24 protein-coding genes and 3 riboswitches are annotated in these 25,152 nt (G+C 69.4%); of the genes, 13 read left to right on the top strand and 11 right to left on the bottom strand.

Annotated elements, in window-relative coordinates; translation table 11 throughout:
• Window positions 1–188, bottom strand: a riboswitch (cobalamin riboswitch).
• Window positions 181–317, top strand: a riboswitch (cobalamin riboswitch). Its footprint overlaps the riboswitch before it by 8 nt.
• Before the next feature lie 28 nt (window positions 318–345).
• From cobN to ACJH5R_RS17305, 4 genes are read left to right on the top strand one after another with little or no spacing between them, the layout of a single operon-like run.
• Window positions 346–3,939 (top strand): cobaltochelatase subunit CobN, encoded by a 3,594-nt coding sequence (gene cobN / locus ACJH5R_RS17320; protein WP_406782461.1) that lies wholly within the window; start codon window positions 346–348, stop codon window positions 3,937–3,939.
• Entirely contained in the window at window positions 3,936–4,673 is a 738-nt protein-coding gene (cobF, locus tag ACJH5R_RS17315) for a precorrin-6A synthase (deacetylating) (protein WP_406782460.1), read from the top strand. Before cobN ends, cobF begins: the two co-directional genes overlap by 4 nt.
• Window positions 4,673–6,124, top strand: a complete 1,452-nt coding sequence (locus ACJH5R_RS17310) for a cobyric acid synthase (RefSeq protein WP_406782459.1) — start codon at window positions 4,673–4,675, stop codon at window positions 6,122–6,124. The genes cobF and ACJH5R_RS17310 overlap by 1 nt, the downstream gene beginning before the upstream one ends.
• Window positions 6,121–6,855: a cobalt-precorrin-6A reductase gene (locus ACJH5R_RS17305; RefSeq protein ID WP_406782458.1), complete on the top strand. Its 735-nt coding sequence runs from the start codon at window positions 6,121–6,123 to the stop codon at window positions 6,853–6,855. The genes ACJH5R_RS17310 and ACJH5R_RS17305 overlap by 4 nt, the downstream gene beginning before the upstream one ends.
• Here ACJH5R_RS17305 and ACJH5R_RS17300 read toward each other — a convergent pair.
• Window positions 6,841–7,287 (bottom strand): hypothetical protein, encoded by a 447-nt coding sequence (locus ACJH5R_RS17300; RefSeq protein WP_406782457.1) that lies wholly within the window; start codon window positions 7,285–7,287, stop codon window positions 6,841–6,843. The genes ACJH5R_RS17305 and ACJH5R_RS17300 overlap by 15 nt on opposite strands.
• 120 nt (window positions 7,288–7,407) lie before the next feature.
• Here ACJH5R_RS17300 and ACJH5R_RS17295 point away from each other — a divergent pair, with 120 nt between their 5' ends.
• Complete coding sequence (locus ACJH5R_RS17295) at window positions 7,408–7,698, top strand: antibiotic biosynthesis monooxygenase family protein (RefSeq protein ID WP_406782456.1); 291 nt, start codon at window positions 7,408–7,410, stop codon at window positions 7,696–7,698.
• 14 nt (window positions 7,699–7,712) lie between these two features.
• Window positions 7,713–8,138, top strand: coding sequence for a nitroreductase family deazaflavin-dependent oxidoreductase (locus ACJH5R_RS17290; RefSeq protein ID WP_406757967.1), 426 nt, complete (start codon window positions 7,713–7,715; stop codon window positions 8,136–8,138).
• A gap of 6 nt (window positions 8,139–8,144) precedes the next feature.
• Here ACJH5R_RS17290 and ACJH5R_RS17285 read toward each other — a convergent pair whose 3' ends face one another.
• Window positions 8,145–9,521 carry a DUF222 domain-containing protein gene (locus ACJH5R_RS17285; RefSeq protein ID WP_406782455.1) on the bottom strand — a complete coding sequence of 459 codons (1,377 nt, stop codon included), beginning with the start codon at window positions 9,519–9,521 and terminating at the stop codon, window positions 8,145–8,147.
• A 109-nt stretch (window positions 9,522–9,630) separates the two neighbouring features.
• Here ACJH5R_RS17285 and ACJH5R_RS17280 point away from each other — a divergent pair, with 109 nt between their 5' ends.
• Entirely contained in the window at window positions 9,631–9,993 is a 363-nt protein-coding gene (locus ACJH5R_RS17280; protein ID WP_406782454.1) for a hypothetical protein, read from the top strand.
• A 5-nt stretch (window positions 9,994–9,998) separates the two neighbouring features.
• On the opposite strand, the gene ACJH5R_RS17275 is transcribed toward ACJH5R_RS17280, so the two are convergent.
• Genes ACJH5R_RS17275 through ACJH5R_RS17255 form a run of 5 tightly spaced genes read right to left on the bottom strand, consistent with a single transcriptional unit; the run spans window position 9,999 to window position 16,339 of the window.
• Complete coding sequence (locus ACJH5R_RS17275) at window positions 9,999–10,436, bottom strand: GNAT family N-acetyltransferase (protein ID WP_406782453.1); 438 nt, start codon at window positions 10,434–10,436, stop codon at window positions 9,999–10,001.
• 2 nt (window positions 10,437–10,438) lie between these two features.
• Complete coding sequence (locus tag ACJH5R_RS17270) at window positions 10,439–11,371, bottom strand: cobalamin biosynthesis protein (RefSeq protein WP_406757971.1); 933 nt, start codon at window positions 11,369–11,371, stop codon at window positions 10,439–10,441.
• The gene (locus ACJH5R_RS17265) at window positions 11,368–13,722 is read right to left on the bottom strand and encodes a cobyrinate a,c-diamide synthase (protein WP_406782452.1); all 2,355 of its coding nucleotides are present in this window, start codon (window positions 13,720–13,722) and stop codon (window positions 11,368–11,370) included. Before ACJH5R_RS17265 ends, ACJH5R_RS17270 begins: the two co-directional genes overlap by 4 nt.
• 5 nt (window positions 13,723–13,727) lie before the next feature.
• A complete protein-coding gene (gene cobO, locus ACJH5R_RS17260; RefSeq protein ID WP_406757973.1) occupies window positions 13,728–14,342 on the bottom strand; it encodes a cob(I)yrinic acid a,c-diamide adenosyltransferase in 615 nt (204 codons plus the stop codon).
• Window positions 14,342–16,339 carry a magnesium chelatase subunit D family protein gene (locus ACJH5R_RS17255; protein ID WP_406782451.1) on the bottom strand — a complete coding sequence of 666 codons (1,998 nt, stop codon included), beginning with the start codon at window positions 16,337–16,339 and terminating at the stop codon, window positions 14,342–14,344. Before ACJH5R_RS17255 ends, cobO begins: the two co-directional genes overlap by 1 nt.
• A 27-nt stretch (window positions 16,340–16,366) precedes the next feature.
• Window positions 16,367–16,515, bottom strand: a riboswitch (cobalamin riboswitch).
• Window positions 16,516–16,540: 25 nt separating this feature from the next.
• Here ACJH5R_RS17255 and ACJH5R_RS17250 point away from each other — a divergent pair.
• Complete coding sequence (locus tag ACJH5R_RS17250) at window positions 16,541–17,338, top strand: dienelactone hydrolase family protein (RefSeq protein WP_406757975.1); 798 nt, start codon at window positions 16,541–16,543, stop codon at window positions 17,336–17,338.
• 14 nt (window positions 17,339–17,352) lie between these two features.
• Window positions 17,353–18,570, top strand: a complete 1,218-nt coding sequence (gene cbiE, locus ACJH5R_RS17245; RefSeq protein WP_406782450.1) for a precorrin-6y C5,15-methyltransferase (decarboxylating) subunit CbiE — start codon at window positions 17,353–17,355, stop codon at window positions 18,568–18,570.
• Here the strand turns inward: cbiE and cobM are convergent.
• From cobM to ACJH5R_RS17225, 4 genes are read right to left on the bottom strand one after another with little or no spacing between them, the layout of a single operon-like run.
• Window positions 18,556–19,326, bottom strand: coding sequence for a precorrin-4 C(11)-methyltransferase (gene cobM, locus ACJH5R_RS17240; RefSeq protein ID WP_406757977.1), 771 nt, complete (start codon window positions 19,324–19,326; stop codon window positions 18,556–18,558). The two genes, cbiE and cobM, sit on opposite strands and share 15 nt — an antisense overlap.
• Window positions 19,314–20,822, bottom strand: coding sequence for a precorrin-3B C(17)-methyltransferase (gene cobJ / locus ACJH5R_RS17235; protein WP_406782449.1), 1,509 nt, complete (start codon window positions 20,820–20,822; stop codon window positions 19,314–19,316). The genes cobM and cobJ overlap by 13 nt, the downstream gene beginning before the upstream one ends.
• Entirely contained in the window at window positions 20,819–21,484 is a 666-nt protein-coding gene (locus ACJH5R_RS17230; RefSeq protein WP_406782448.1) for a precorrin-8X methylmutase, read from the bottom strand. The genes cobJ and ACJH5R_RS17230 overlap by 4 nt, the downstream gene beginning before the upstream one ends.
• Window positions 21,481–22,347 (bottom strand): nitrite reductase, encoded by an 867-nt coding sequence (locus ACJH5R_RS17225; protein WP_406782447.1) that lies wholly within the window; start codon window positions 22,345–22,347, stop codon window positions 21,481–21,483. Before ACJH5R_RS17225 ends, ACJH5R_RS17230 begins: the two co-directional genes overlap by 4 nt.
• A 134-nt stretch (window positions 22,348–22,481) precedes the next feature.
• Here ACJH5R_RS17225 and ACJH5R_RS17220 point away from each other — a divergent pair, with 134 nt between their 5' ends.
• From ACJH5R_RS17220 to ACJH5R_RS17205, 4 genes are all read left to right on the top strand, one after another.
• Window positions 22,482–23,072 (top strand): hypothetical protein, encoded by a 591-nt coding sequence (locus tag ACJH5R_RS17220; RefSeq protein ID WP_406782446.1) that lies wholly within the window; start codon window positions 22,482–22,484, stop codon window positions 23,070–23,072.
• A 107-nt stretch (window positions 23,073–23,179) separates the two neighbouring features.
• On the top strand, window positions 23,180–24,016 hold the full coding sequence (locus tag ACJH5R_RS17215) for an SH3-like domain-containing protein (RefSeq protein WP_406782445.1): 837 nt from the start codon (window positions 23,180–23,182) through the stop codon (window positions 24,014–24,016).
• Between the two features lie 28 nt (window positions 24,017–24,044).
• Window positions 24,045–24,770 carry a thiocyanate hydrolase subunit gamma gene (gene scnC, locus ACJH5R_RS17210; RefSeq protein ID WP_406782444.1) on the top strand — a complete coding sequence of 242 codons (726 nt, stop codon included), beginning with the start codon at window positions 24,045–24,047 and terminating at the stop codon, window positions 24,768–24,770.
• Between the two features lie 83 nt (window positions 24,771–24,853).
• Window positions 24,854–25,144, top strand: a complete 291-nt coding sequence (locus ACJH5R_RS17205; RefSeq protein ID WP_406782490.1) for a thiocyanate hydrolase — start codon at window positions 24,854–24,856, stop codon at window positions 25,142–25,144.
• Window positions 25,145–25,152 lie beyond the last annotated feature (8 nt).

The raw sequence follows: 25,152 nt of genomic DNA, 5'->3' as shown, positions 1-25,152 counted from the left end.
TACGCAGGACGCGTTGACGTGAGTCTCCTGGCTCTCGGATCACTGCTTGCCTCGCCTTCCAACCCCACAAGTGGCGGGCCGTGGCTGATGAGGGTCGCTCCCCGATGACAGTGGCGGGACCGCGCCGGATTCGCACCGGCTTCCTCAATCGTCATCGCCTTACCGGCGACATTGTTGCATGCCGTGCTGCGTTAGGCTGGCCGCCGTCTCGTGGCGTCAGGAACCCGGTGCGAATCCGGGGCGGTTCCGCCACTGTGAAGGGCCATCGGCGCAGCCGGGCCCGTTAGCCAGATACGGCCACGAGACATCCGACGACGAGGGGCGAGAACCCCGAGGAGGCCCCTGATGGTGCAGGCACGCCGTATCGCGCTGTTGTCCACGTCCGACACCGACCTGCTGTCCGCGCGGGCCAGTGGCGCGGCGTACCGGCTCGGTAACCCCGCACGCCACGACATCGAACCGTTGGTGGCCGGCACCGACGTCGTGGTGCTGCGCATCCTGGGGTCGTCGGCCGAGATCGCCGACGAACTGAAGCTGCTGCGCGCGACGGGCCTGCCGCTGGTGGTGCTCGGCGGGGAGCGCTCGCCCAACGCCGAGCTGATGGAGTGCTCGACGGTCCCGATCGGCCTGGCCGCGCAGGCGCACGCCTATCTCGCCGAGGGTGGGCCGGCCAATCTCGCGCAGCTGCACGCGTTCTTGTGTGACACGGTGCTGCTCACCGGGGAGGGTTTCGATGAGCCGGCGGTGATCCCGGAGTGGGGTTACGGCAAGCGAGAGTCTGTCGAGTCTCCCGACGCGGTGCGGATCGGGGTGCTGTACTACCGGGCCCATGAGGTCAGCGGCAACGCCGGTTTCGCACACGCGCTGGCCGACGCCATCGATGCGACTGGCCGGGCGGCCGCGGTGCCGATCTTCGCCGCGTCGTTGCGCAACGCCCCCGACGAGCTCTTCGCCGCGCTGGGGCAGCTCGACGCGCTGGTGGTCTGCATGCTGGCGGCCGGCGGGGCGATGAACGCCACCGCCGGTGTCAGCGCCGGCGACGACGACGGCGCGTGGGACATCGAACGAATCGCGGCGCTGGACATCCCGGTGTTCCAGGGACTGTGCCTGGCGTCGTCGCGCGCGGACTGGGCGGCCAACGACGACGGCGTGACCCCGCTGGATTCGGCCACCCAGATCGCCATCCCGGAATTCGACGGACGGATCATCACCGTCCCGTTCTCCTTCAAGGAGATCGACGACGACGGGCTGCCGCACTACGCCGCCGACCCCGAGCGCTGCGCCCGCGTGGCTGGAGTCGCGGTGAATCACGCAGTGCTGCGCCGCATCCCGAATGCGCAGAAGAAGCTGGCGCTGGTGTTGTCGGCCTACCCCACCAAGCACTCCCGGGTGGGCAACGCCGTCGGTCTGGACACCCCGGTGTCGGCCGTGCGGCTACTGCAGCGGCTGGCGGCGGAGGGGTATGACGTCGGAGACGGCTTCGGGGTCCTGGACGTCGCCTTGGAGAACGAAGGGGAGACCGAGGCCGGCGATCGCCTCATACACACCCTGATCGAGGCCGGCGGTCAGGACGAGAACTGGCTGTCCGCCGCGCAGCTGGACGGCGCGCAGGTGCGGGTCGCCGGGCGGCAGTACGCGCAGTGGACCGCCGAGTTGCCCGACGATCTGCGCAATGCCATGACGACAGCGTGGGGTCCGGCGCCGGGCAAGTTGTTCGTCAACGATGCCGGCGAGATTGTTTTGGCCGCACTGCAATCCGGCAATGTCGTGCTGATGATCCAGCCGCCCCGTGGGTTCGGGGAGAACCCGGTGGCGATCTACCACGACCCGGAGTTGCCGCCCAGCCACCACTATCTGGCCGCATACCGTTGGCTGGCACATGGTTTCGGCGCGCACGCGGTGATCCACCTGGGCAAGCACGGATCGATGGAATGGCTGCCCGGCAAGACCGCGGCGTTGTCTTCCGCGTGCGCCACCGACGCGATGATCGCCGACCTGCCGTTGATCTACCCGTTCCTGGTCAACGATCCCGGCGAGGGTGCTCAGGCCAAGCGGCGGGCGCACGCCACGATCGTCGACCACTTGATCCCGCCGATGGCACGGGCGGAGTCCTACGGCGACATCGCGAGCCTCGAGCAACTGCTCGACGAGTACGGCAACATCGCGACCATGGATCCGGCCAAGCTGCCGGCCATCCGCGGTGAGATCTGGAACCTGATGCGGGCCGCGGAGATGCACCGCGACCTGGGCCTGGATGAGCGACCCGAGGACGAGGAATTCGACGACTTCCTGCTGCACGTCGACGGCTGGCTCTGTGAGATCAAAGACGCCCAGATCCGTGACGGCCTGCACGTGCTCGGCGGCGCTCCGACTGGACCGGAGCGGGTGAACCTGGTGCTGGCGATCCTGCGCGCCCCGCAGGTGTGGGGCGGGGTGGACCATGCGGTGCCCGGCTTGCGGGCCGCCTTGGGGCTCAAGGAAGACGCCGCTGCCGCGGTCGTCGACGAGATCGAGGGTCGCGCCCGCGCATTGGTCGAAGCCATGGAGGCTGGCGATTGGGAGGCCGGCATGGCTGACACGCTGCATCCCGACCCCGAGGTCTGCCGGGTGCTGAGATTCGCCGCCACCGAGGTGGTTCCGCGGCTGGCCGGCACGTCGGCCGAACTCGACGCGGTGCTGCACGCGCTGGCCGGCGGGTTCGTGCGTCCGGGGCCGAGCGGTTCGCCGCTGCGTGGTCTGGTCAACGTGCTGCCCACCGGGCGCAACTTCTACACCGTCGACCCCCGCGCGGTGCCGTCCCGGCTGGCTTGGCAGACCGGACAGGCGATGGCCGACTCGCTGGTGCGGCGCTACCTCGACGAGACCGGCGGCTATCCGGAGTCGGTCGGGCTGTCGGTGTGGGGAACTTCGGCGATGCGCACCTCGGGTGACGACGTCGCCGAGGTGCTGGCCCTGCTCGGCGTGCGTCCCGAGTGGGATGAGGCGTCGCGGCGGGTGTCCGGGCTGGCGGTCATCTCACCTGAGGAGCTCGGCCGGCCCAGAATCGACGTGACGGTGCGCATCTCGGGGTTCTTCCGCGACGCTTTCCCGCACGTGGTGTCGATGCTTGACGACGCGGTGCAGATGGTCGCGTCCCTCGACGAGCCCGACGACGCGAACTTCGTCGCCGCGCACGCCCGCGCCGATCTGGCCGAACACGGGGATCTGCGCCGCGCCACCACCCGGATCTTCGGTTCGGCGCCCGGTTCCTACGGGGCGGGAATCCTGCAGGTGATCGAATCCGGGACCTGGCGTGACGACAAGGACCTGGCGGAGGTCTACACCACCTGGGGCGGGTTCGCCTACGGCCGTGGGCTCGGCGGTGCGCCGGCTGCCGACGACATGCGCACCAACTACCGCCGGATCAAGGTGGCCGCCAAGAACATCGACACCCGTGAGCATGACATCGCCGACTCCGATGACTACTTCGTCTATCACGGCGGCATGGTCGCGACCGTGCGTGCCCTGACTGGCGCCGACCCGAAAGCCTATGTGGGCGACTCGACCTCGCCGGATGCGATCCGCACCCGCACGCTGGCCGAAGAGACCGCCCGGGTGTTCCGGGCACGGGTGGTCAACCCGCGCTGGATCTCCGCGATGCGCCGACACGGTTACAAGGGTGCGTTCGAACTGGCCGCCACCGTCGACTACCTGTTCGGCTTCGACGCCACCGCGGGCGTGGTGCACGACTGGATGTACGAAAAGCTCGCGGCCGAGTACGTCTTGGACCCGCAGACCCGGGAGTTCCTCGACAAATCCAACCCGTGGGCGCTCCACGGAATCGTGGAACGGCTGACCGAGGCCGCCGGTCGCGGCCTGTGGGAGCACCCCGACCCGGAGACCCTGGCGGCGTTGCGGCAGGCTTACCTGGACGTGGAAGGCGACCTGGAGGACCGGTGAGGGTCTGGATTCTCGGAGTGGGGATGGGGCCACAGCACGTGACTGCCGAAGTGGCAGAGGTACTGCGAACCGTTGACTACGTAGTGGCATCCGAGAAGTCCTCCGACGACGGTCTTTTGGCATTGCGGCGCACCATCGTCGGCACCTACGCCCCCTCGACCCCTATCGTCGCGGTCGCCGACCCGGCTCGCGACCGTTCCCCGGGGCTGACTGAGCCCGGCTATGCCCACGCCGTGGCGGACTGGCATGCGGCCCGGGCGCAGCGCTACGCGGACGTGCTGCGGTCCCGCGGCGGCACCGCAGCCTTCCTGGTCTGGGGCGATCCGGCACTGTATGACTCGACCATCCGGATCGTCGAGCGGGTGAAAGCCCTTGGGGTCGAGCTGGATTACGAGGTGCTGCCAGGAATCAGCGCCCCGCAACTGCTGGCCGCCCGGCATCGGATCGTGCTGCATGAAGTGGGCCGGCCGGTGCACATCACCACCGGCCGGCGGCTGGCGGAGGCGGTCGCCGCCGGTGAAGACAACATCGTGGCGATGCTCAACCCGGACAGTCTCGATCTGTCCACGGTGGCCGAGTGGACGATCTGGTGGGGCGCCAACCTCGGTGCGGCGGGGGAGCGGCTGGTCACCGGACGGGTTTGTGACGTCGTCGAGGAGATCACGGCCGCCCGCGATGCGGCCAGGACCGAGGCGGGTTGGGTGATGGATGTGTTCCTGGTGCGGCGAACCTGATGGCGGGCATCCTGATCGCCGGAACCACCAGCGACGCCGGCAAGACGGTGGTGGCCACCGGGGTGTGCCGTGCGCTGGCGCGCCGCGGTGTGCGGGTGGCGCCGTACAAGGCGCAGAACATGTCGAACAACTCCATGGTGTGCGTCGGCGCCGGCGGTGCGACGACGGAGATCGGTCGGGCGCAATGGATTCAGGCTTGCGCTGCGCGGGTCGAACCGGAGCCGGCGATGAACCCGGTACTGCTCAAGCCCGGCAGTGACCAGCAGAGTCATGTGGTGCTCATGGGCCGGCCGTGGGGGGCCCTGTCGTCGTCGAACTGGATGCACGGGCGCGCGGAGTTGGCTGCGGCCGCGCACCGTGCCTACGACGATCTCGCCGGGCGCTACGACGTGATTGTTGCCGAGGGGGCAGGCAGCCCGACCGAGATCAATTTGCGCGCTGGCGATTACGTGAACATGGGGCTGGCGCGGCACGCCGGTCTGCCGGTGGTGGTGGTCGGCGACGTGGACCGCGGCGGGGTGTTCGCGGCGTTCTTCGGCACCGTGGCCCTGCTCTCGGCCGAGGATCAGGCATTGGTGGCGGGGTTCATCGTCAACAAGTTCCGCGGGCAGCTGCGGTTGCTGGAGCCCGGCCTGGCCGATCTGGAGCGCCTCACCGGTCGGCGGGTGTTCGGCACCCTGCCGTGGCATCCGGAGCTGTGGCTGGACTCCGAGGACGCGCTCGATCTCGACGGCCGGCGCTCGGGGCGCACCGGGGCGCGACGGGTCGCGGTGATCCGGTTGCCGCGGATCAGCAACTTCACCGACTTGGACGCTTTGGGGCTCGAACCCGATCTGGACGTGGTGTTCGCTGCCGACCCGCGTGGGGTGTCCGACGCGGATCTGGTGGTGCTGCCCGGAACCCGCGCAACCATCAGCGATCTGGCCTGGCTGCGTTCGCGCGGGATCGATGCCGCGATCGCTGCCCACGCCGCCGCGGGCAAGCCCGTACTGGGGATCTGCGGGGGATTCCAGATGCTGGGCCAGATGATCCGCGATCCCGAGGGGATCGAGGGAGCGCCCGGCGAGGTGCCAGGGCTGGGCCTATTGGACGTCGAAACATCTTTCGCGGCAGAGAAAACACTGCGGCTGTCCGATGGCGGCTACGAGATCCACCACGGCCGGATCAGCCGCGGAGACGTCGCCGATGCGTTTCCCGGCGGTGTCCGCGCCGGCCAGGTATTCGGCACCATGCGGCACGGGTGCTTGGAGGTCGACGCGTTGCGTTCGGCGTTCCTGGCCGACACCCTCGGGCTGGCACCGTCGCAGGTGTCCTTTCCCGCCGCCCGGGAGCGCCGGCTGGACCTGCTCGGGGATCTGATCGAAGAGCACCTGGACGTCGAGGCCCTGTTGGAGCTGGCGGGCGGCGGCGCTCCGTCGGGGCTGGCGTTCCTACCGCCGGGGGCGCCGTGACGCGCGTGCTGCTGCTCGGCGGCACCGCCGAAGCCCGAGCACTCGCCGATCGGCTGGTGGGTGCGGGCGTCGACGTCACGACGTCACTGGCCGGCCGGGTCGCCGATCCCCGGTTGCCGGTCGGAGCGGTGCGGATCGGCGGGTTCGGCGGAATCGCCGGTCTGCGAGCGGTATTGGCCGACTACGACATGGTCGTGGACGCCACCCATCCGTTCGCGACGACGATGTCGGCCAATGCGGCCGCCGCCTGTGCCGCGGCCGGCCGACCACTGCTGCGGCTGGAGCGGCCCGGCTGGTCGCAGCGGGCCGGGCAGTCGTGGCATTGGGCCGACTCACACGAGCAGGCCGCACAGATCGCGGCCCGGCTGGGCCGGCGGCCGGTGCTGACCATCGGGCGCCAGCAGTTGGCGTCATACCTACCGGCGCTGGCCGACGCTGCAGTGCTGGCGCGGGTGGTCGAGCCGCCGTCGATCGACCTGCCGTCCGGCTGGTCGGTGATCAGGGACCGTGGGCCCTACGCGCTGCCCGGAGAACTATCACTGCTGCGCGATCACCGCGCCGACGTCGTCGTCACGAAAGACTCCGGGGGGCAATACACCTGGCCCAAGATGCTGGCCGCCGAGGAACTCGGCCTGCCGGTGGTCATCGTGCGGCGTCCGGCCCGTCCGGCGGGCGTGGCCACGGTGAACGACATCGAGCGGGCGTTGGACTGGGTGCTAACCGGCGACTGAGGTGAGCTGCAAGGCGGCACCCGCGGTCAGCAGTGCGGCGACCTTGACCACCTCCAGCCCCGCATAGGCGTAGTGGGCGCGGGAGCGCTCGACGATTCCGCCGGGCGGGGCGGTCCGCGCGGCCAGCACCGCGTCCGAGCGGCGGCGCAGCCGGGGCCGGACCACCAGGATCTGCACGGTCAGCACCGCCACCGCAATGCAGACCCCCGCCAGCGAAATCGGTCCGGGGGGAGCGGTGGCCACCGCCAACACCACTACCGTGGCCAGCACGATCTCCACCGCATTAAGCGCCCGGAACACCAGCCGCCCGATCCCCAACCCGAGTGGGATGGTGATCCCCGGTGCCCGGAACTTCAATGGGGCTTCCAGGAACGAGATCGCCAACACCATGCCCAACCAGGCAAAGACGACTGCCGCCGCGAGAGCGCTCACCCCGCACCTCCAGGAGTATCTGTGTCTGTCAGTTGCAGGCAACCTATCTGTGTCATCCGGTAACAGACAAGAGTCTTTAGGCGGTAATCCTGGCCACACGCCGTCGGGCAGACTGGCAGCGTGATTGTGGAACATGGAGTACTGCCCATCCGGCCCGGCAGCGAAGCCGACTTCGAAGCCGCGTTCGCCAAGGCGCGCCCGTTGATCTCGGCCCAGCCCGGATTCCTGGGGATTTCGATGTCCCGGTCGGTCGAGTCGCCGAACCTCTACCTGTTGCTGGTGCAGTGGGAGAACATTGAGGCGCACACCGAGGGGTTTCGTAAGTCGCCGGAATTCGAACAGTGGCGTGCGTTGTTGCACCGTTTCTACGACTCACCGCCGGTGATCGAGCACTTCGTGGGTATCGACTAAGGAGATGGTCGCCCGTGGACGCACAGCGAACCCTGGAGTTCAACGCCCGTAATATCGCGGAGTTCCGCAGCAGCGGCGGAAAACTGGGCGGACGGTTCGAAGGGGCTCCGGTCCTGTTGCTGACCACCACCGGGGCCAAATCCGGACAGCAGCGCACCAGCCCGATGATGTATCTCCCCGAAGGGGACCGGATCATCGTGTTCGCCTCCAACGAGGGCAAGGACAACCATCCGAGCTGGTATCACAACCTGCGGGCGAATCCCTCGGCGACTGTCGAACTCGGTACCGACACCTTCGCGGTCACGGCCACCGAGATCACCGGCGCCGAACATGACCGGCTCTATGGGATCCAGGCGCAGCGTTACCCGGGTTTCGCCACCTACCGCGAACGCACCCAGCGGGTCATCCCGGTCGTCGAGCTGATCAGAACCGACGCCTGAGCAGCGTCAGGCTGCGGGCGGGTCGGGATCACCGCGTAGGAGTTCGTCGGGGTGGTGGGCGTGGTTGACCTGTGGTGGTGTGGTGCTGTCGGTCCAGCCGAGGCGCCCGGTGGTGGTGATGATGGTGTGTTGGTGGCCGTCGGTGGTGTCGGTGTGGTCGCAACCGCAGGCGAAGAACAGTTCGTCGGCGTTGGTGCGTCCGCCGTGTGCCCAGGGGTTGGCGTGGTGCACGTCGCAGTGATAGCCCGGTTCGAGGCAGTTTGGTCGGGTGCAGCCGCGGTCGCGGGCGTGGCAGATGAGGCGTTGGTCGGCGGTGGCGATGCGTTTTTGTCGGCCGAGGTAGAGCGGGCGTTTGGTGTGGTCGTCGAAGACGGCGAGGTAGTGAATCGATTGGGCGGCCATGGCGATCAGGTCGCGCATCGGCAGCCGGGATCCGCCGCCGGTGAGCGCTGGTGGTGGCATCGGGACCGATGGATCGCTTGCGGCGTGGGCGGCTTGGTTGAGTTCGGCCAGGGTGGTGGTGACCACGACGGTGACGGGGTGGCCGCGGTGGGTGCCGAGTTTTCCCGAGGCGATGGCGGTGGATAGGGCTAGGCGCAGGGCGTCGTGGCAGCGCTGCGCGGCCGTGCGGTCATCACCGGAGGCCGGGGCGGTGGCATCGGGGTTGTGTCGTCCGGGGCGTACCGCGGCCGCAACTGCTTCGAAGTAGGCGCGGGTTTGGGGGTCCAGGAGGCCGGTGAGTTTGGACATGCCGTCGGGGCCTTGGCGGCCCAGTGTCAGGGCGCGGCGTCGTGCGCGGTCGCGGTCGCTGAACAGCCCATCGGGGTTGAGGTGATCGGCGATGCGTTGCCCGATCTTGCTGAGCACCCCGGCATCGACTCCGCTGGCGTGGGCGACCAGGGCGGCTTCAGCCTGCGCGACCTGGTGCGGGGTCACTGATCCGGGCAGGACGTCGACGGCTTGGCAGATCGCGCGGATGTGGTCCTCCCGAATCGAACCGGATTCGACCGCGGCGGCCAGGGCCGGGAGTTCGGGTGGGATCGCCGCTCCGGTCAGGGAGCGTCGGGGCCTAATGCGGGCGGCCAGGCGGCAGCGGCGGGTGATCTCGCGTGGGGTGATCCGCAAGCGTTTCCAAAGGGATGCCCGTGCTGCGGCGATCGAACCGCAGCCATCAGGCGGGTCGGCGAGTTCCCCGAAGGTCCGGTACATCAACCCACGATTCACCCGGTCCTGTCTTTCCAGCCGCTCGGCGACCTCGACCCGAAAGTCATTGCCCACCAGATCCGTCGGCGTCGCCCGCAACACTTCCTGGGCGGCATCAATGGCATCAAGGGCAGCGCAGACCTGCTCCCGTGCCGCTGCCGCACCCAAGACCGTTGCCATACCCCGACGCTAAAAACCACCCCCGACAACACCACCGGAAGACAGCCCAGGAAAGGCCACCCTGTGGATCAACCCACAACTGTGGATGAATCCCGTAGCATCGCCACCCGTGGCTCGCCATGCTTACGCTCACGATGCGGTCGTGGTGATGGACCCGGGTGGTAGCCCGGATGCGCCCGGCGGAGCCATCACCAGAACACTGTGCGGCAGCTGGGATCACCGGCCGCCGTGCCCACTGGCGCCGCACCACGTCGCCCACCATGTTGTCGGCGACGAATTGGTACTGCGGGTGCTGTTCGCCACGGAAGCCGCCGACGAGCCACGCGTGCGACGCCTGATCGGTGAAGCGCTCGCTGCCGGCGAACAGACCGGCCCCGACGGGCTGGTCAGCACCTGGCGGCTGAAATCTAGCGATGCCAGCGATATCCGGCCGAGCGAGAAGAGCCACGCAGCGGACCTGATGCACACCTGAAGGCCTCAGTCCCGGATATGCGCCAGCCGCGACGGCCGCTCCATATAGGTCGCGTCGGGCGCAGCAAAGCCGAATTGCTCATACAACCCATGCGCGTCAGCGGTGTGCAACGTCCAGCGGAAGTCTCGACCCGGGCCCTCGTCGATCATCGTCCGCAGCAATCCCTTGCCGATCTTCTGTCCGCGCTGATCGCGAGAGACATAGAAGTCCGCCAGGTAGGCGAAGGCCGCGCCGTCCGAGACCGCGCGGCAGAAACCGATCATCGCCCCGTCGTCGGTCCGGTAGGCGCCCACCATGCGCCACGCGCTGTCGAGCTGGCGGTCGAACATGACGCGGGTGCGGTACTTCGCCCAGTAGGTGTGCTCGACCAGCTCGTTCCAGAGCCAATCCCGATCCACGCGCGCCGCATCGGTCGAGAACTCGACACCCTCGACGGCCGCCACCGCTACCTCCTCATCCGCCCTCGACCCAGGTACCACGCCACCGCGGTGAGCAGGGCGCCCACGCCCACTCGCCGGGCCAGCCGGGTCGTGCGCGGAATGTCGGACGGCGCAGGCGCTCGACCGTAGCCCATCCGCGCGCGATCTTCACGCCGATTTCCGTAGTAGGTGTTGACCCCGCCGAGCTGCAGCCCCAGCGCCCCGGCGAAGGCGGCCTCGACCACCCCGGCATTGGGGCTGGGGTGGTGGCGGGCGTCGTGGTGCCACGCCCGCAGCGCGCCGGCGGGGTCGGGCCCCAGGGCGGCGGCCAGTGCCCCGCTCAGCCGGGAGGCCGGCAATCCCAGCAGGTCATCCAATCGTGCTGCCGCCCAGCCGAACCGGTCATAACGGGCGTTGCGGTGCCCGATCATGGCATCCAGTGTGTTGGCGGCGCGGTGTGCGACCAGACCCGGAACACCCGCCACCGCACCCCATACAAGCGACGCCACCACCGCATCGGAGGTGTTCTCCGCCACGGATTCGACGACGGCACGCGCCACCTCGTCGGGACCCAGAGCGGTCGTGTCACGGCCGACCAGGTTGCGGACCTGGGCCCGGGCCGAGTCCAGGTCGCCGGCGGACAGGAAGGCGTGCACGGTTTCGGCTTCGCGTTCCAGGGACCGGCCGCCGAGCACCGCCCAGGTGACGGCGGCGGTCAGTGCCGTGCGCGCCAACGGATTCCGGGCTGCACGCTCACCGGCGTACGCCAGCCCGACGGCGCCGCCGACCAGTATCAGAACGTGGGCGGCCCCGGTTGCTCGATCGTCGCGGTAAATCCGCCGCTCCAACGCTAGCGCGCATGTCCCGAATCCGGCGACCGGATGCAGCCGGCGCGGATCGCCCCAGACGCGGTCGGCGGCGTAGCCGAGAGCCAGCCCGAGTGCCCGGGAAGCAATCATCGCCGCGTCCGGTCGAGCACGGCCAGCAGCTGATCGGTCAGGCCCGGGGGCCGCACCGCGATCCGCACCCAGCTGTCATCCAGCCCCGGAAAAGTGTCGGCACGGCGCACGGCAATGCCGTTCTCGCGCAACACCGTATGTACCCCGCGGCCGACCTGGGCCAGCACGAAAGGAGCCACACCCGCCACAGCCCGCACCTCGCGCGCGGCAAGTCCCTCATCCAGGTGCGCCCGCCAGGCAGCCAATTGCTGAGCCCGGAGCTCACTTTCGCGCACCGCTCGCTCATCCGAGCAGGCCAGCATGGCGGCCAACGCCGATGCGGACACCGACCAGGGGATCTGCAGTCGTGCCGCGTCGGCGAGCAGTGCGGGATCGCCGAGCAGATACCCGGCGCGAATGCCGGGGATCGACCAATGCTTGGTCAGACTGCGGCTCACCAGCAGCCCCGAATGCCGCTCTTTGGACAGGGTTTCGGGCTCGCCAGGAATGGCATCGAGGAACGCCTCGTCGACCAGCACCACCCGGCCGGGACGCAGCAACTGGCGCAGCGTCTGCGCCGGATGCAACACCCCGGTGGGATTGGTCGGATTGCCGATGACGACGAGGTCGGCGTCCTCAGGCACCGCGCTCGGGTGCAGTGCGAAACCGTCGTCGGCCCGGCACAGCACCGTACCGACGGTGTGTCCGGCGGCGGTCAGCGCGGCATGCGGGCCGGTGTACTGCGGGTGCACCACCACCGGGGCGCGCCACGGTCGCATTCGAGCGACCAGGTCGAACGCCTCCGACGCGCCCGCGGTGGGCAGCACCTCCGCGGCGGTGCGACCGTGCCGGGCAGCCAACGCGGCACGGGCCGCTGACGTCTCGGGGTAGGCCACGGCCTCGTCCAGGGAGGCATGCAAGGCGCGCTCGAGCCAGTCCGGTCGTGGCCCGGCATAGACGTTGACCGCGAAATCGAGCAGCCCGGGCCCGGCCTCGACATCGCCGTGATGGTGCAGATCCGGGCCGGTGAAACCGTGCACCGCGTCGGCGAAACGCTGAGCCAGCCCGGGATACCCGGCCCAATGGGTGTGCAGGTAGGACGCATGCAGGCTGGCAGAGGCAAAGCCGTCCGGTCCGTCGGGAAGCCGCCAGGCCGCGCTGACAGCGTGATCGAAAACGACCTGGGTGCGGTGGAATTCGTGCCCGGTGACCTGCTCTCCGGCGCACGCCAGCAGGTTGTCGGACGCCGCGGTGGCCTCTCGATAACCCAGCTCCAGGCGTGGGGTCATCGCGGCGTGGCCCGGCAGCGCCCCGACCCCGGCGTCCTCGCCCACCCGGCGGCATAGGTACGCCAGCCCGCCACACTCGGCGACGGTCGGCACTCCCGCCGCGATCGACGCCCCCAACGCACTCAACAGTGCGGTGTTGGCGCCCAACGGTTCTGCGTAGACCTGCGGGAATCCGCCGCCCAGATAGATACCGGCGGTGCCGGCCGGCAGGCACGTGTCGGTGAGCGGGTCGAAGGTCACCACCTCGCAACCGGCGGCACGCAGCAGCTCGAACGTCTCGGTATAGCCGAACGTAAACGCCCGCCCTGCGGCGACGGCAACCACCGGCCGGCGTCCGGAGGCCGCGGTGATCTCGGCAGCGGGATCCCAGGGGCTGCCCATCAATTCCGGAGCCTGGTGCGCGACCGCCAACACCGCGTCCACATCCACGTACCGCTCCATCAGCCCGGCAAGTCGAGCCGCCATGGCCGCCGATTCGTCACGCTCGGCCGCCGGCACCAGCCCGAGATGCCGCGACGGAGTCTCCACGCCCGCGTCGCGGGGCAACACTCCGAGCACCGGAATACCGCTGGGGCGCAACGCGGCAACGACCTCATCGGCGTGACGTGCGCTGCCGGCCTTGTTCAGCACCACCCCCGCGACGCGCACCGCCGGATCGAAACCGGCCAGGCCCGCCACCACCGCCGCATGCGTGCGGGAGGCATGCGAGACATCGGCGACCAGCACCACCGGGGTCGCCGTCAACGCCGCGACATGAGCGGTGGAGGCCTCGCCGCCGGTGCCCAGGCGCCCGTCGAAAAGCCCCATCACGCCTTCGATCACGGCGACATCCGCGCCCGTTGCGCCGTGCAGCAGCAGCGGCACGATCCGGTCGGCACCGACCAGATACGGATCCAGGTTGCGGGCCGACCGTCCGGTGGCCAGTGCGTGGTAACCGGGGTCGATGTAGTCCGGGCCGACCTTGTGGCCGCTGACCTGCAGGCCACGGGCGGACAGCGCCGCCATCACGCCGACCGCCACCGTGGTCTTGCCGTGCCCGGACGCGGGCGCGGCGATGGCCAGGCGGGGAAGGGAAACGCCCACCACGCTCACCATTCGATGCCGCGCTGACCTTTCTGGCCGGCGTCCATCGGGTGCTTGATGTTGCCCATCTCGGTGACCAGGTCGGCGATCTCGATCAGTCGCGGATCGGCGCGCCGGCCGGTGATCACGACGTGCTGGTGGCCCGGCCGGTTGGCCAAGGTCTCCACCACGTCGTCGACGTCCACCCAGCCCCAGCCCATCGGGTAGGTGAACTCGTCGAGGATGTACAGGTCGTGGGTCTGCGCCGCCAGGCGCTCCTTGATCTGGGCCCAGCCCTCGGCGGCGTCGCCGGCGTGGTCCTCCACGCCACCGGCCTTGCGGCTCCACGACCAGCCCGAACCCATCTTGTGCCACTGCACCGGGCCGCCCTCACCGGTCTCGGTGTGCAGGGCGCCCAGGCGTTCGAGCACGGTCTGTTCGCCGACCCGCCACTTCGCGGATTTCACGAACTGGAAGACCCCGATGTCAAAGCCCTGGTTCCAGCCGCGCAGTGCCAATCCGAACGCGGCGGTGGACTTCCCCTTGCCGTCGCCGGTGTGCACCATCAGCAGCGGCCGGTTGCGACGCTGGCGGGTGGTCAGGTTGTCATCGGGCACCGTCAACGGTTGTCCCTGCGGCATCAGGCTGCTCCTCTTCCGGTGGCATCGCGGACGACGTCGGTCAGCGCCTCGGCGCTCACCTGCGGCAGCGGAACGTATTCGGCGCGCAAGTGCTCGGCCAGCGTCCGGGCCAGCCCGAGTCGCATCCGGCCGTTCTCGCAATCGACCACGACCGCCGAAAATCCCTGGGAAGCAAGCTGGTCGGCGGCAAGAAGGGACCTTGGCACCGGGTCGGCGCCGGCGGTTGCCCGGCCGTCTGTCAACACCACCAACAGAGGGCGGCAGGCCGGCTCGCGCAGCCGCTCCCGGCGAATCACCTCGGCGGCCTCCAGCAGGCCTTCGGCCAGTGGGGTGCGGCCGCCGGCAGGCAATTCGTCGAGCCGCACGGCGGCGATCTCCACCGAGCCGGTCGCGGGCAACACCAACTCCGCCTTGGTATCCCGGAATGTCACCACCGCCACCCGATCCCGGCGCCGGTAGGCGTCCAGCAAAAGAGACAGGATCGCGGTCTTGACATGGCGCATCCGCTCGGCGGCGGCCATCGACCCGGAGGTGTCGACCACGAACAGCACCAGGTTGGCCTCCCGGCCCTCCCGAACCGCGCGGCGCAGATCGCCGGCCGCCAGGATCATCCGGCCCTGAGCCCGGCCCCGCACGCCCTGATGCGGGGCGGCCGCACGCAGCGTCTCGAACAGGTGCAGGCCGCCTGAATTGCCGGAAGCGGTGGCGCCCACCCGTCGTCCAGAACTGGTGCGGGCCCTGCTGCGCCGGCCCGCACGTCCTTCACCCACGCCGTCGACAGAGAAAAGTCTTGCCCGGTAAGGGGAGTCGGCGGCAGCTGTCGACGTAGAACCCGGCTGAGAGTTCCCAGACGGCGCCGGACCGCTCTGCTCGGGCGATGGTGCGCCATCCCCGCCGTCCGGTGGACCCTCGGGTTCGGGACCGTCGGGTCCCGGACCGTCCGGGTCGGGCTCGGGACCGGAATCCTCCGGGGGCAACAGCTCGTCGAGTTCGGTCTCATCGAGACCCGGGGCGTCGAACGGCTTGCGCCGCCGTCGATGCGGCAGGGCCAGCCGGGCGGCCACCCGTAGGTCCTCGATGTTGACCGCGTCGCGCCCCTGCCACGCCGCATGCGCCACCGCGGTGCGGGCACAGACGATGTCGCCACGCAGACCGTCTACGTCGAACGCCGCGCAGATCTCACCGATCTTCACCAGCGCAGCGTCGGTGAGCGCCACCTTGGGCAGCAGTTCCTGGGCCTGGCGGATCCGGGCCCGCAGCCGGTCTTCGGCCTCGGCGTAGTTCCCGGCAAAACCCTCCGGGTCGGCGTCGAACGCCAGCCGCCGCCGCACCGCCTCGGCCCGCAAAACCGGATCACGCGGCGCGGACACCTCGACGGTCAACCCGAACCGGTCGAGCAGTTGGGGGCGCAGCTCGCCCTCCTCGGGATTCATCGTCCCGACGATCACGAACCGCGCGGCATGGGTGACCGAGACCGAGTCGCGTTCCACGGTCAGCCGCCCCATCGCCGCGGCGTCCAGCAGCAGATCCACCAGGTGGTCGGCGAGCAGGTTGACCTCGTCGACGTAGAGGATGCCGCGGTTGGCGCGGGCCAACAGCCCGGGTTCGAAGTCGAGGGTGCCGGAGCTGAGCGCCCGCTCCAGATGGATCGAACCCACCACTCGGTCCTCGGTGGCGCCGACCGGCAGTTCCACCAGGCGCACGGGGCGGGTCTCGACGGGGGCGTCGCTGGGGAACGGGCCGTCGGGGGAGAGCGGGTTCGCCTCAGCAGGATCGGAAGAGAACCGGTCGCCGGCCAGCACGTCGATGGGCGGCAGCACCTGGGCCAGCGCCCGGACCAGTGTCGACTTGGCGGTGCCCTTCTCGCCGCGGATGAGCACCCCGCCGATGCCGGGGGAGATCGCGCTCAGGACAAGCGCCAGCGCCATGTCGTCGAGGCCGCCCGGGGCATCCGGGTCGCCGCCGAGGACAGCGGGGAAGGGGTACAGCTGTTGCATTGAGGCTCCGCTCGTGTGGCCGACACCTCTGTGTCGGCGACGCGAAGCCGGTATTCGGACTGACCGTGGCGCACCGAAATGCGCCGCGGAACACCGTAGCGGGCCTGCGTCGGAGTCACACCGACTTCCCTGGCGCTTCGCGCCGATACCCTAACACTCGGGGCGCGAGACGCCGACCTGGGCGAAAGGACACCGAAGACAGTGAGTGCACCTGAAGCAGATCTGACCGGATGGGTCGCCGAGCCGTTCACCGGCGGCGAATTCACCCACGACGTTTACCGCAGGGGCAAAGGTCCCGGTGTGGTGCTGATCCCGGAGATTCCGGGGATTCACCCCGGGGTGCTGGCGCTGGGAAATCACCTGGTGGACAACGGGTTCACCGTGGCGATTCCTTCGCTGTTCGGCGAGCCGGGTAAGGCGATCACACCCGGCTACGCGCTGACCACGATCAGTCGCGCCTGCGTGACCCGCGAGTTCGCCGCGTTCGCCACCGACAAGCAGCGCCCGGTCACCCAGTTCCTGCGGGCGCTGGCCCGCGACCTCAACGAGAAGACCCCCGGCAAGGGCGTCGGGGTGATCGGCCAGTGCTTCACCGGCGGGTTCGCGCTGGCCGCGGCCGTCGACGACGCTGTGCTGGCCCCGGTGCTGAGCCAGCCGTCGGTGCCCATTCCGCTGACGCTCAAACAACGCCGCGACCCCGGGCTCTCCGAGGTCGAGCTGGGCGTTGTCGCCGACCGGGCCGCCAAGGACGGCCTGTGCGCGCTCGGCCTGCGGTTCAGCGAGGACAAGATGGCCCCCGGTGACCGCTTCGCGACGCTGAAAGCGCGGCTCGGGGACGCTTTCGAGGTCATCGAGATCGATTCCTCGTCGGGCAACCCGCACGGTCTGTCCCGGATGGCGCACTCGGTGCTCACCGACCAGGTCCGCGAGGTCGACGGCCATCCTGCCTACGAGGCGCGCAAGCGGGTGGTGGAATTCCTCACCGAGCGATTGACCTAGCTACGATCGCCGCTGTGCCAGCCCAGCCCAGCCCCGCCGAACGCATCGCCGTAGTGGGCATCGGCGCCGACGGCTGGGCCGGTCTGGGCGGGCCGGTGCGGGAGACCGTGCTGGCGGCCGACGTCGTACTCGGCGCGCCCCGCCAACTGGACCTGCTGCCCGAAGCCGATGGCCAGCGGCGGCTCAAGTGGCCGGCCCCGCTGCACGCCGGGCTGCCGGCGCTGTTCGAGGAACTGGCAGGACAGCGGATCGTGGCGCTGGCATCCGGGGACCCGCTGCTCAGCGGCATCGGCAGCACCCTGATCGCGCTGCTGGGCAACGAGCGAGTGACGGTAGTGCCGGCGATCTCCTCGGTGACCCTGGCTCGCGCCCGGTTGGGCTGGCCGGTGGAGTCCGCCGCGGTCGTCAGCGTGGTCGGCCGCGACGTGCACGCGGTGCTGCGCGAGCTGGCACCGAACCGGCGGGTGCTGGTGCTGTCGTCGGACGAGCGCACCCCGGGACAGCTGGCCGCACTGCTGTCCGACCGCGGCTACGGAGCGAGTCGGATGGTGGTGCTGGGCGATCTCGGCGGAGCGGCCGAAAGCATGCTGGACACCACCGCCGCAGCCTTTCAAGGCCCGGCCCCACGGCTCAATATCGTCGCGCTGGAACTGGCCGGCCCGCCGGCGTACGGCTGGGTGAGCGGCCTACCTGATCAGGCCTACGAGCACGACGGGCAGCTCACCAAACGTGACCTGCGGGCCGCCGCGCTGGCGCGACTGGCCCCGGCCCCCGGGCAGCTGCTGTGGGACGTCGGCGCGGGCGCCGGCTCGGTGGGCATCGAATGGATGCGCGCGCATCCCGCCTGCCGCGCCATCGCCGTTGAGGCGAACGACACTAGGGCGCAACGCATCTCGTACAACGCCCGCAACCTCGGCGTGCCCGCGTTGCAGGTTGTGCGCGGCGCGGCCCCGCAGGTGTTGGCGGACCTGCCCACCCCGGATGCGGTGTTTATCGGCGGCGGTCTGAGCCGGCCAGGGGTGCTGACGGCCTGCCTGGCGGCGCTGGCGCCGGGCGGGCGGATGGTGGCCCACGGTGTCACGCTGGAGACCGAGACTCTGCTGCTGGAGGCCTACCGCGAACACGGCGGCGAGCTGACCCGCATCCATGTCGAGCACGCCGCACCGCTGGGGTCCTTGACCGGATGGACACCCGGCCGGGCGGTCACCCAGTGGGCGTTAGCCCGGCCCTGAGCGGTCCCGCGCGGGGTCATAGAGATGGCTCTGGCCGCCGCACGGATCGGGCAGGTCGGCCACCGCCCGGCCGACCAGGATGACTGCGGCAGACCGCAGGCCCGCCTCCTCGACCGCGTCGGCGATGTCGGTGATCGTTCCGCGCAGCACCAGCTCCTCGGGCTGTGACGCGCGATAGACCACCGCGACCGGGCAGTCTGGGCCGTACTCGGGGGCCAGCTCGGCCATCAGCGCCCGGACGCGGGTGATCGCCAGGTGCAACACCAGCGTGGCTCCGGTCGCGGCGAATGCGGAGAGCGCTTCGCGTTGCGGCATCGCGGTGGACGCGACTTGAGTCCGGGTCAACACCACCGACTGCGTCACCAGGGGCACCGTGAGCTCACGGCCCAGCGCCGCCGCGGCCGCCGCATATGCCGGCACACCGGGCGTCACCTCCCAGGGCACCCCGGCGGCATCGAGGCGGCGGGTCTGCTCGAAAACCGCGCTGTACAGCGACGGGTCTCCGGAGACCAGCCGCACCACCGCACGGCCCGCCCAATGCGCGGTGACCAGGCGGTCGGTTATCGCATCCAGATCCAAATCGGCGGTGTCGACGAGTTCTGCTGTGCTGGAGCACTGTTCGAGCACTCGCGGGTCCAGGTAGCTGCCCGGGTAGAGCACCACGTCGGCGGTGGCCAGCAGGCCCACAGCCCGCACGGTCAGCAGGTCCGCCGCGCCGGGACCGGCACCGACGAACTGGACCGCTAACGCACCCATCGCGGCGTCCATACCCGTCCAGCCGTCACCTGTGTCGATGACGCCCCCACCAGGACAAGGCATTTCATGTCGATGGAGTCGGTGTCCAGCTCGCCCAGGGTGGTCACGGTGAGTGCTTCGGACTCCCGGCCGATGTCGCGGCCGACGACCACCACGGTCGTCGCGTCCCGGTGTTCCAGCAGCGCCTTGCGCGCGATCGCGATCTGGTCGGGCCGCGCGCGAGAGGCTGGGTTGTAGATCGCCAGCACCAGATCGGCCTCGGCGATCGCCCGCAGCCGCGACTCGATCACCGACCACGGTTTGAGTCGATCCGACAGGCTCAGCACCGCGAAGTCGGCCCCGATCGGGGCGCCGGCCGCCGCGGCCACCGCCTGTACCGCCGACACCCCGGGCAGCACCCGCACCGAAACATGTTGATACTGAACATCGGAGGCGGCCTCGAACACCGCAGATGCCATCCCGAACACCCCGGCGTCCCCTCCGGAGACCACCGCCACCTTCTCACCGCGGGAAGCCAGGTCCAGGGCGAAACGGGCCCGGTCCAGCTCGACGGTGTTGCCCGAGGTGTGTCGCTGCAGCCCCTCGCGCTGCGGAACCCGCGCGACGTACGGGCCGTAGCCCACCACGTGGTCGACGGTGGCCAGCGCCGCGGCCGCCTCGCCGGTCAGCCAGCCCTCGGGTCCCGGGCCGAGGCCGATCACCAGCAGCTCGGCGGCCGCGCGCACCGGCTCAACGACCACAGCGACCTGATCGCCCGGCGTCCGGGAACGCTGCCCGTTGCGGGAATCCCCGTCCACCACGATCAGCGATAGGTAGGGGACGCTGGCCTCCTCCACCTCGGCGACCGGCAGCCAGCGCTGTTGCGGATGGCTGGCCCGCTCGACGTAGTAGGCGTGCTCGAGGCGGCCCGCGGCGACCAGGGCCCGGCGCACGGCCGGGAAGGTGCGGCCCAGCTTCATGATGATGGCGCCGTCGGTGTCGGCCAGTCGCATCGCGAGCTCGTGTTCGGGCAGGGTGCCCGGGAGCACGGTCAGCACGTCGGTCTGGCGTACCAGCGGCATCCCGAGCGCGGCGGTGGCGGCGCTGAACGCCGGAATACCGGGGATGATCTCGGTGTCGAAGCGCGCCGACAGCCGGTCGTGCATGTACATGAACGAGCCGTAGAACAGCGGATCGCCCTCGGTCAGCAGCGCCACCGTGCGACCCGCGTCCAGGTGAGCGGCCAGCCGTGACGCCGACGCCTCGTAGAAGTCGGCGAGTGCTCCGGCATAGCCGCCGGGGTGATCGGTGACCCCGGTGGTGACCGGGTAGCGCAGCTCCTCCTCGATCACCCCGTCTCGGATCAGGTCGGCGGCGATGGTGCGGGCATAGGACGCCTTGTTGACCCCGGCGTGGTAGGCCACCACGTCGGCGTCGGCGATGATCCGGGCTGCCTTGCGGGTGATCAGCTCGGGGTCACCGGGCCCCAGGCCCACCCCGTAGAACGTGCCGGTCATTCGGCATCCGAGGCGAGTGCGTTCAACGCCGACGAGGTGATCGCCGAGCCGCCACGCCGGCCGCGCACCGTCACGAACGGGATGTCGATGCCGTGATCGGCATGCAGTGCGGCCAACGCGGCTTTGGACTCGGCCGCGCCGATGAAGCCCACCGGGCAGCCGACGATCACCGCGGGGCGCGGCCCCCCGTCGATGATCAGCTCCAGCAGGTGGAACAGCGCGGTGGGGGCGTTGCCGATCGCGACGACGGCACCGGCCAGTTCGGGTTCCCACAGTGAGACGGCCGCCGCCGAACGGGTGGTTCCCCATTCCTTCGCCAGGTCCGGAACCCGTTCATCGCGCAGGTAGCAGTGCACCTCGTTGCCGGCCGGCAGCCGCCCGGCGGTCACCCCGACCGCCACCATCCGGGCATCGCAGAGGATCGGCGCTCCGCCGTCGAGTGCGGCCCGGCCGGCGGGCACTGCGTCGGGGTGGATCAGCAGGTCTTTGGCGACGTCGGTCTGTCCGGCGCCGTGGATCATCCGCACCGCGAGCCGTTCCGCGCTTGCCGGGATGTGGGACAGGTCGGACTCGCGGCGGATGGTCGCAAACGATTCGACGTAGATGGCCGGTCCGTCGGCGATGTAGTCGTAGCGCCGAGACGGGCGCGTGGGCCTGCTCACCGATTCGCCTCCTGGGCTTGGGGGATGAAGACACCCTGCCACGGCGTCACCACGAGCTCGGTGTGCTCCACCAGCGACCGTCCGTGGTCCGGCGTGAGGACGCCGTCTGGCACGTGCACGTGGGTTCCGCCGGGCACGCTGCCAAACGGTAACGGACCCGACGGGGCCGGGACACGCGGGTCGGCCGCACCGAGCGGCGCCAGCGGCCGGGACAACTCGCGAACGTGCCACGGTGCGTCCGGCTGCCCGCCGCGGGCGGCCTGGAACGCTCTGGCCAGTTCGGCGAGCCGGCCGGCGGCGTCCTCGACGTCGATCACAGCACCCCAGTGTTCGCCGATCCGCAGCTGCGCCGTCGTGGCGTTCAGCGCGACAAGGCCGGCATCGGCGGAGCGATCCAGCAGGTCGCCGCGGCCGTCGTCGAGGACGAACAGGAACCGGCCGGGCAGCCCGGCAAGCCGTGGATCGGCGCACAGCAGCGCGTCCAGTCGCGTCGCCACCGGTCGCAGGTCCGCCCGCCCGCCGGCATGGCCGGTCTGCGGCGAGACCAGGATGTTGCGGACCAGCTCGTGGCTGCGCGACGGCAACAGCCCGGTCGCCTCCAGGGCGGCCACCGCGTCGGGAGCGAGTTCACCCCCGTGATCGGCCAACCCGCGCAGCTGCAGGTTGGCCCGCTTGGTCAGGTAGACCGAACCGTCGGCGAACTCGGCGCTGACCTGCAGCAAGCGGGCCAGCGACGCGGCCGGCAGTCGGCCACCGACCAGTCGCAGCCGCACCAGCAACCCGTCGTCGGCCACCCAGGGCCGCAGCACGCCGGGGCACCGGTCGGCACGGGTGCGCTGATTAGTGGTGGGATTCTTTGACACTGGGGACCGAATGACCTCTCGCGTTCGCCGAAACCCTACCGTCCGGGGGAAGCTCGCTGATTCCGCGATGTCCGCGGACCGCTTTCGCTACCGTCAAAAGTGCGCTGTCGCCCGGGCAGAAGAGGTGGATCGACATGAACCAGGACCATGTCGTCGAACCGGCCATCATCGCTCTCGAAGATGGTGGCAGGGAACAGATCTGGCCGCTGCCCGTCGGCAAGGCGAACCTCCTGAAGCTGCTGCACCTGTGCTTCGACGAGTACTGGAACGAGATCTGGTTCGGCACCATCATCCAGGGCGCCGCATGGGAGGTGGCTGCTCCGAACCCGCCCAAGAAAATCTCGATGGCGGATGGGTACGCCACCATCGACTTCGGCCGCTGGCATTTCCACTTGTGCATCGGCAACCACGTGGCGGCGCCACGGGAATTGCGGAAGATCCGCCAATGTGCGCGCGCGGAGCTATATCGCTACTTCGGTCACGACGACGCTCCCTCGTCGTGGGGCGTAAGGCTCTTCAACGGGCGTGACGAACAGATGATGACGGTGCTGCTACCGAACCCCTTTCTCACCAACGACCAGCAGATCCGTTCCGAACCGGCATGGAAGCAACTGGAACTGTGGGACCGGTTGCGGTCGGAATTCCTCGGCCTGGGACCCGATCCACGAGACCGGACCGGCACACGCATCACCTGCGGTGGAGAGGGTCGATCAGCGGAATACTAATCGGGTCATTTGCGGGCACCCGGGGTTACTATCGAAACTTAGCGCGTGACAAGTGAGGCCGTGGGCCGTTAGTCAGTGCGGTCGGCGACCGTTATCAAGGATCGCCCATGACAACTGCTGCCGAACGTGAAGAACGCCTCTCGCTTATTTCGAGGCTGCACACCACCTTTCCGGAAGATCCGGAATGGCCCATGCCGGATCAGGTCGGTCAAGACCATTACTGGGCCTATCTGAAGACCTGCCACGACGTCGGCGGTGAGTTGGACACGCCGAAGACCTATGAGAACAAGGAAGAAGAGCACTGGGAGCTGATGACCTATGTGCTCTGCGAAACGCTTGGCTGGCGCGGAATCTGGGTCTCCGAGGAACGTCGGCGCATTGGCAACGTCGACGTGGGCCGCCCGATCTATCTCGGGCTGCCCTACTACGCCCGCTGGTTGTGGTCGGTGGGCCGGGTGCTGATCGAGAAGAAGCACATCAGCTGGGGCGAGCTGACCGATCGCTTGGCGCAGGTGCAGGAACGCTATGCCGGCCGACCGGCGGGAACCCACTTGAATGCCGAGCCGAAATTCCAGGGCGACGGGTCAGACGTCGTCCGCAACAAGCACCACCTCGATGCGGTGGGTATCGGCGATCCGCAGAAATTCGCCGGACTCGCCGACCCGGCACGGTTCGCGGTCGGTGATCGAGTACGCGTCCGCAACCTGCCCGCGATGTTCTACACCCGCACCCCGGAGTACGTGCGGGGCGCGCGCGGCACGATCGCCGAACTGGCCTACGAGAGCCCGGCCCCCGAGGACGAGACCTGGGACCGCGAGGACGCCAAGCCCGAATGGTTCTACATCGTCCGGTTCAACCAGACCGAGTTGTGGGATTCCTACACCGGTCCGGCCAACGACACCTTGCAGACCGAAATCCCCGAACGCTGGCTGGCGCCGGCCTAACCACCACATCCGACGGAAAGAACAGACCATGGCCGATCACGATCACGACCACGATCACGCCCGCACGGTCAAACCGATGGTCGACGAGATCACCGACTTCGAAATTCTGGAAATCGCGTTGCGCGAGCTGTGTATTGAAAAGGGTTTGTTCACCGCCGAACAGCACCGTCACCTCACCGAGTTCGCCGAGCAGATCGGCCCGACGGCTGCCGCTCGCCTGGTCGCTAAGGCGTGGCTCGACCCGGATTTCAAGGCGCTGGCCCTGAGCGACCCGATCGCCGCCTGCAAACACGTCGGTGTCGACTGGCTCGAACCCACCGGATTCGGCACTCCCAGTGACTTCGTCGCCTTCAAGATCCTCGAGGACACCCCGACCGTGCACCATGTCATCTGTTGCGCACTGTGCTCCTGCTACCCGCGGCCGATCCTCGGCAACTCACCGGAGTGGTATCGGACCCCGAACTACCGGCGTCGCATTGTGCGCTGGCCCCGTCAGGTGCTTTCCGAGTTCGGCCTCGAACTGGCCGAGGGCGTGCAGGTGCGCGTCGAGGACTCCAACCAGAAGCACCGGTTCATGGTGATGCCGATGCGGCCGGAGGGCACCGAAGGCTGGTCGGAGGACCAGCTGGTCGAGATCCTCACCCGCGACTCACTGATCGGAGTCGCGCTGCCCAAGCCGGGGGTCACCACCAACGTCATCACCAAAACCCGGCCGGCGAACAACCCGATCTCCGCCAGCAGCGCGACACCGTGAACGCGTCATCGCCCGACGGCTTTGCGGGCCGGTCCATTGAAATCCTGGACCGCCTTGCCGACCCCAACCAGACCTGGCCCGTGATGGCGGCCAAGTACGGCGTGGACAACCCGCTTCCGCCGTGGAAGACAAGCCTCGACGGATTGTGCGATGCGCTTGACACCGCGTCGTGCCAGATCGAGGACTTCGGCTTCACCTTCAAGGACCGCCGTGACGAGGAAGACGAGTTGTCGACGACCCGTTATCAGAGCGTGCCGTACCCGGAAAGCCAGCTCCTCTCGCTGGCGCATTCGCTGATCGCCCGGGGCGTGATCGACGAGGCCGAACTTCGGCAGCGCCTGGCGGTGATTCGCGCCCGGCTGGAAGCGGGGTAGCGCGGGTT

The organism is Mycobacterium sp. SMC-19, assembly GCF_045310815.1.
Classification (GTDB): Bacteria; Actinomycetota; Actinomycetes; order Mycobacteriales; family Mycobacteriaceae; genus Mycobacterium.
This window is presented reverse-complemented; position numbering and strand designations above follow the sequence as displayed.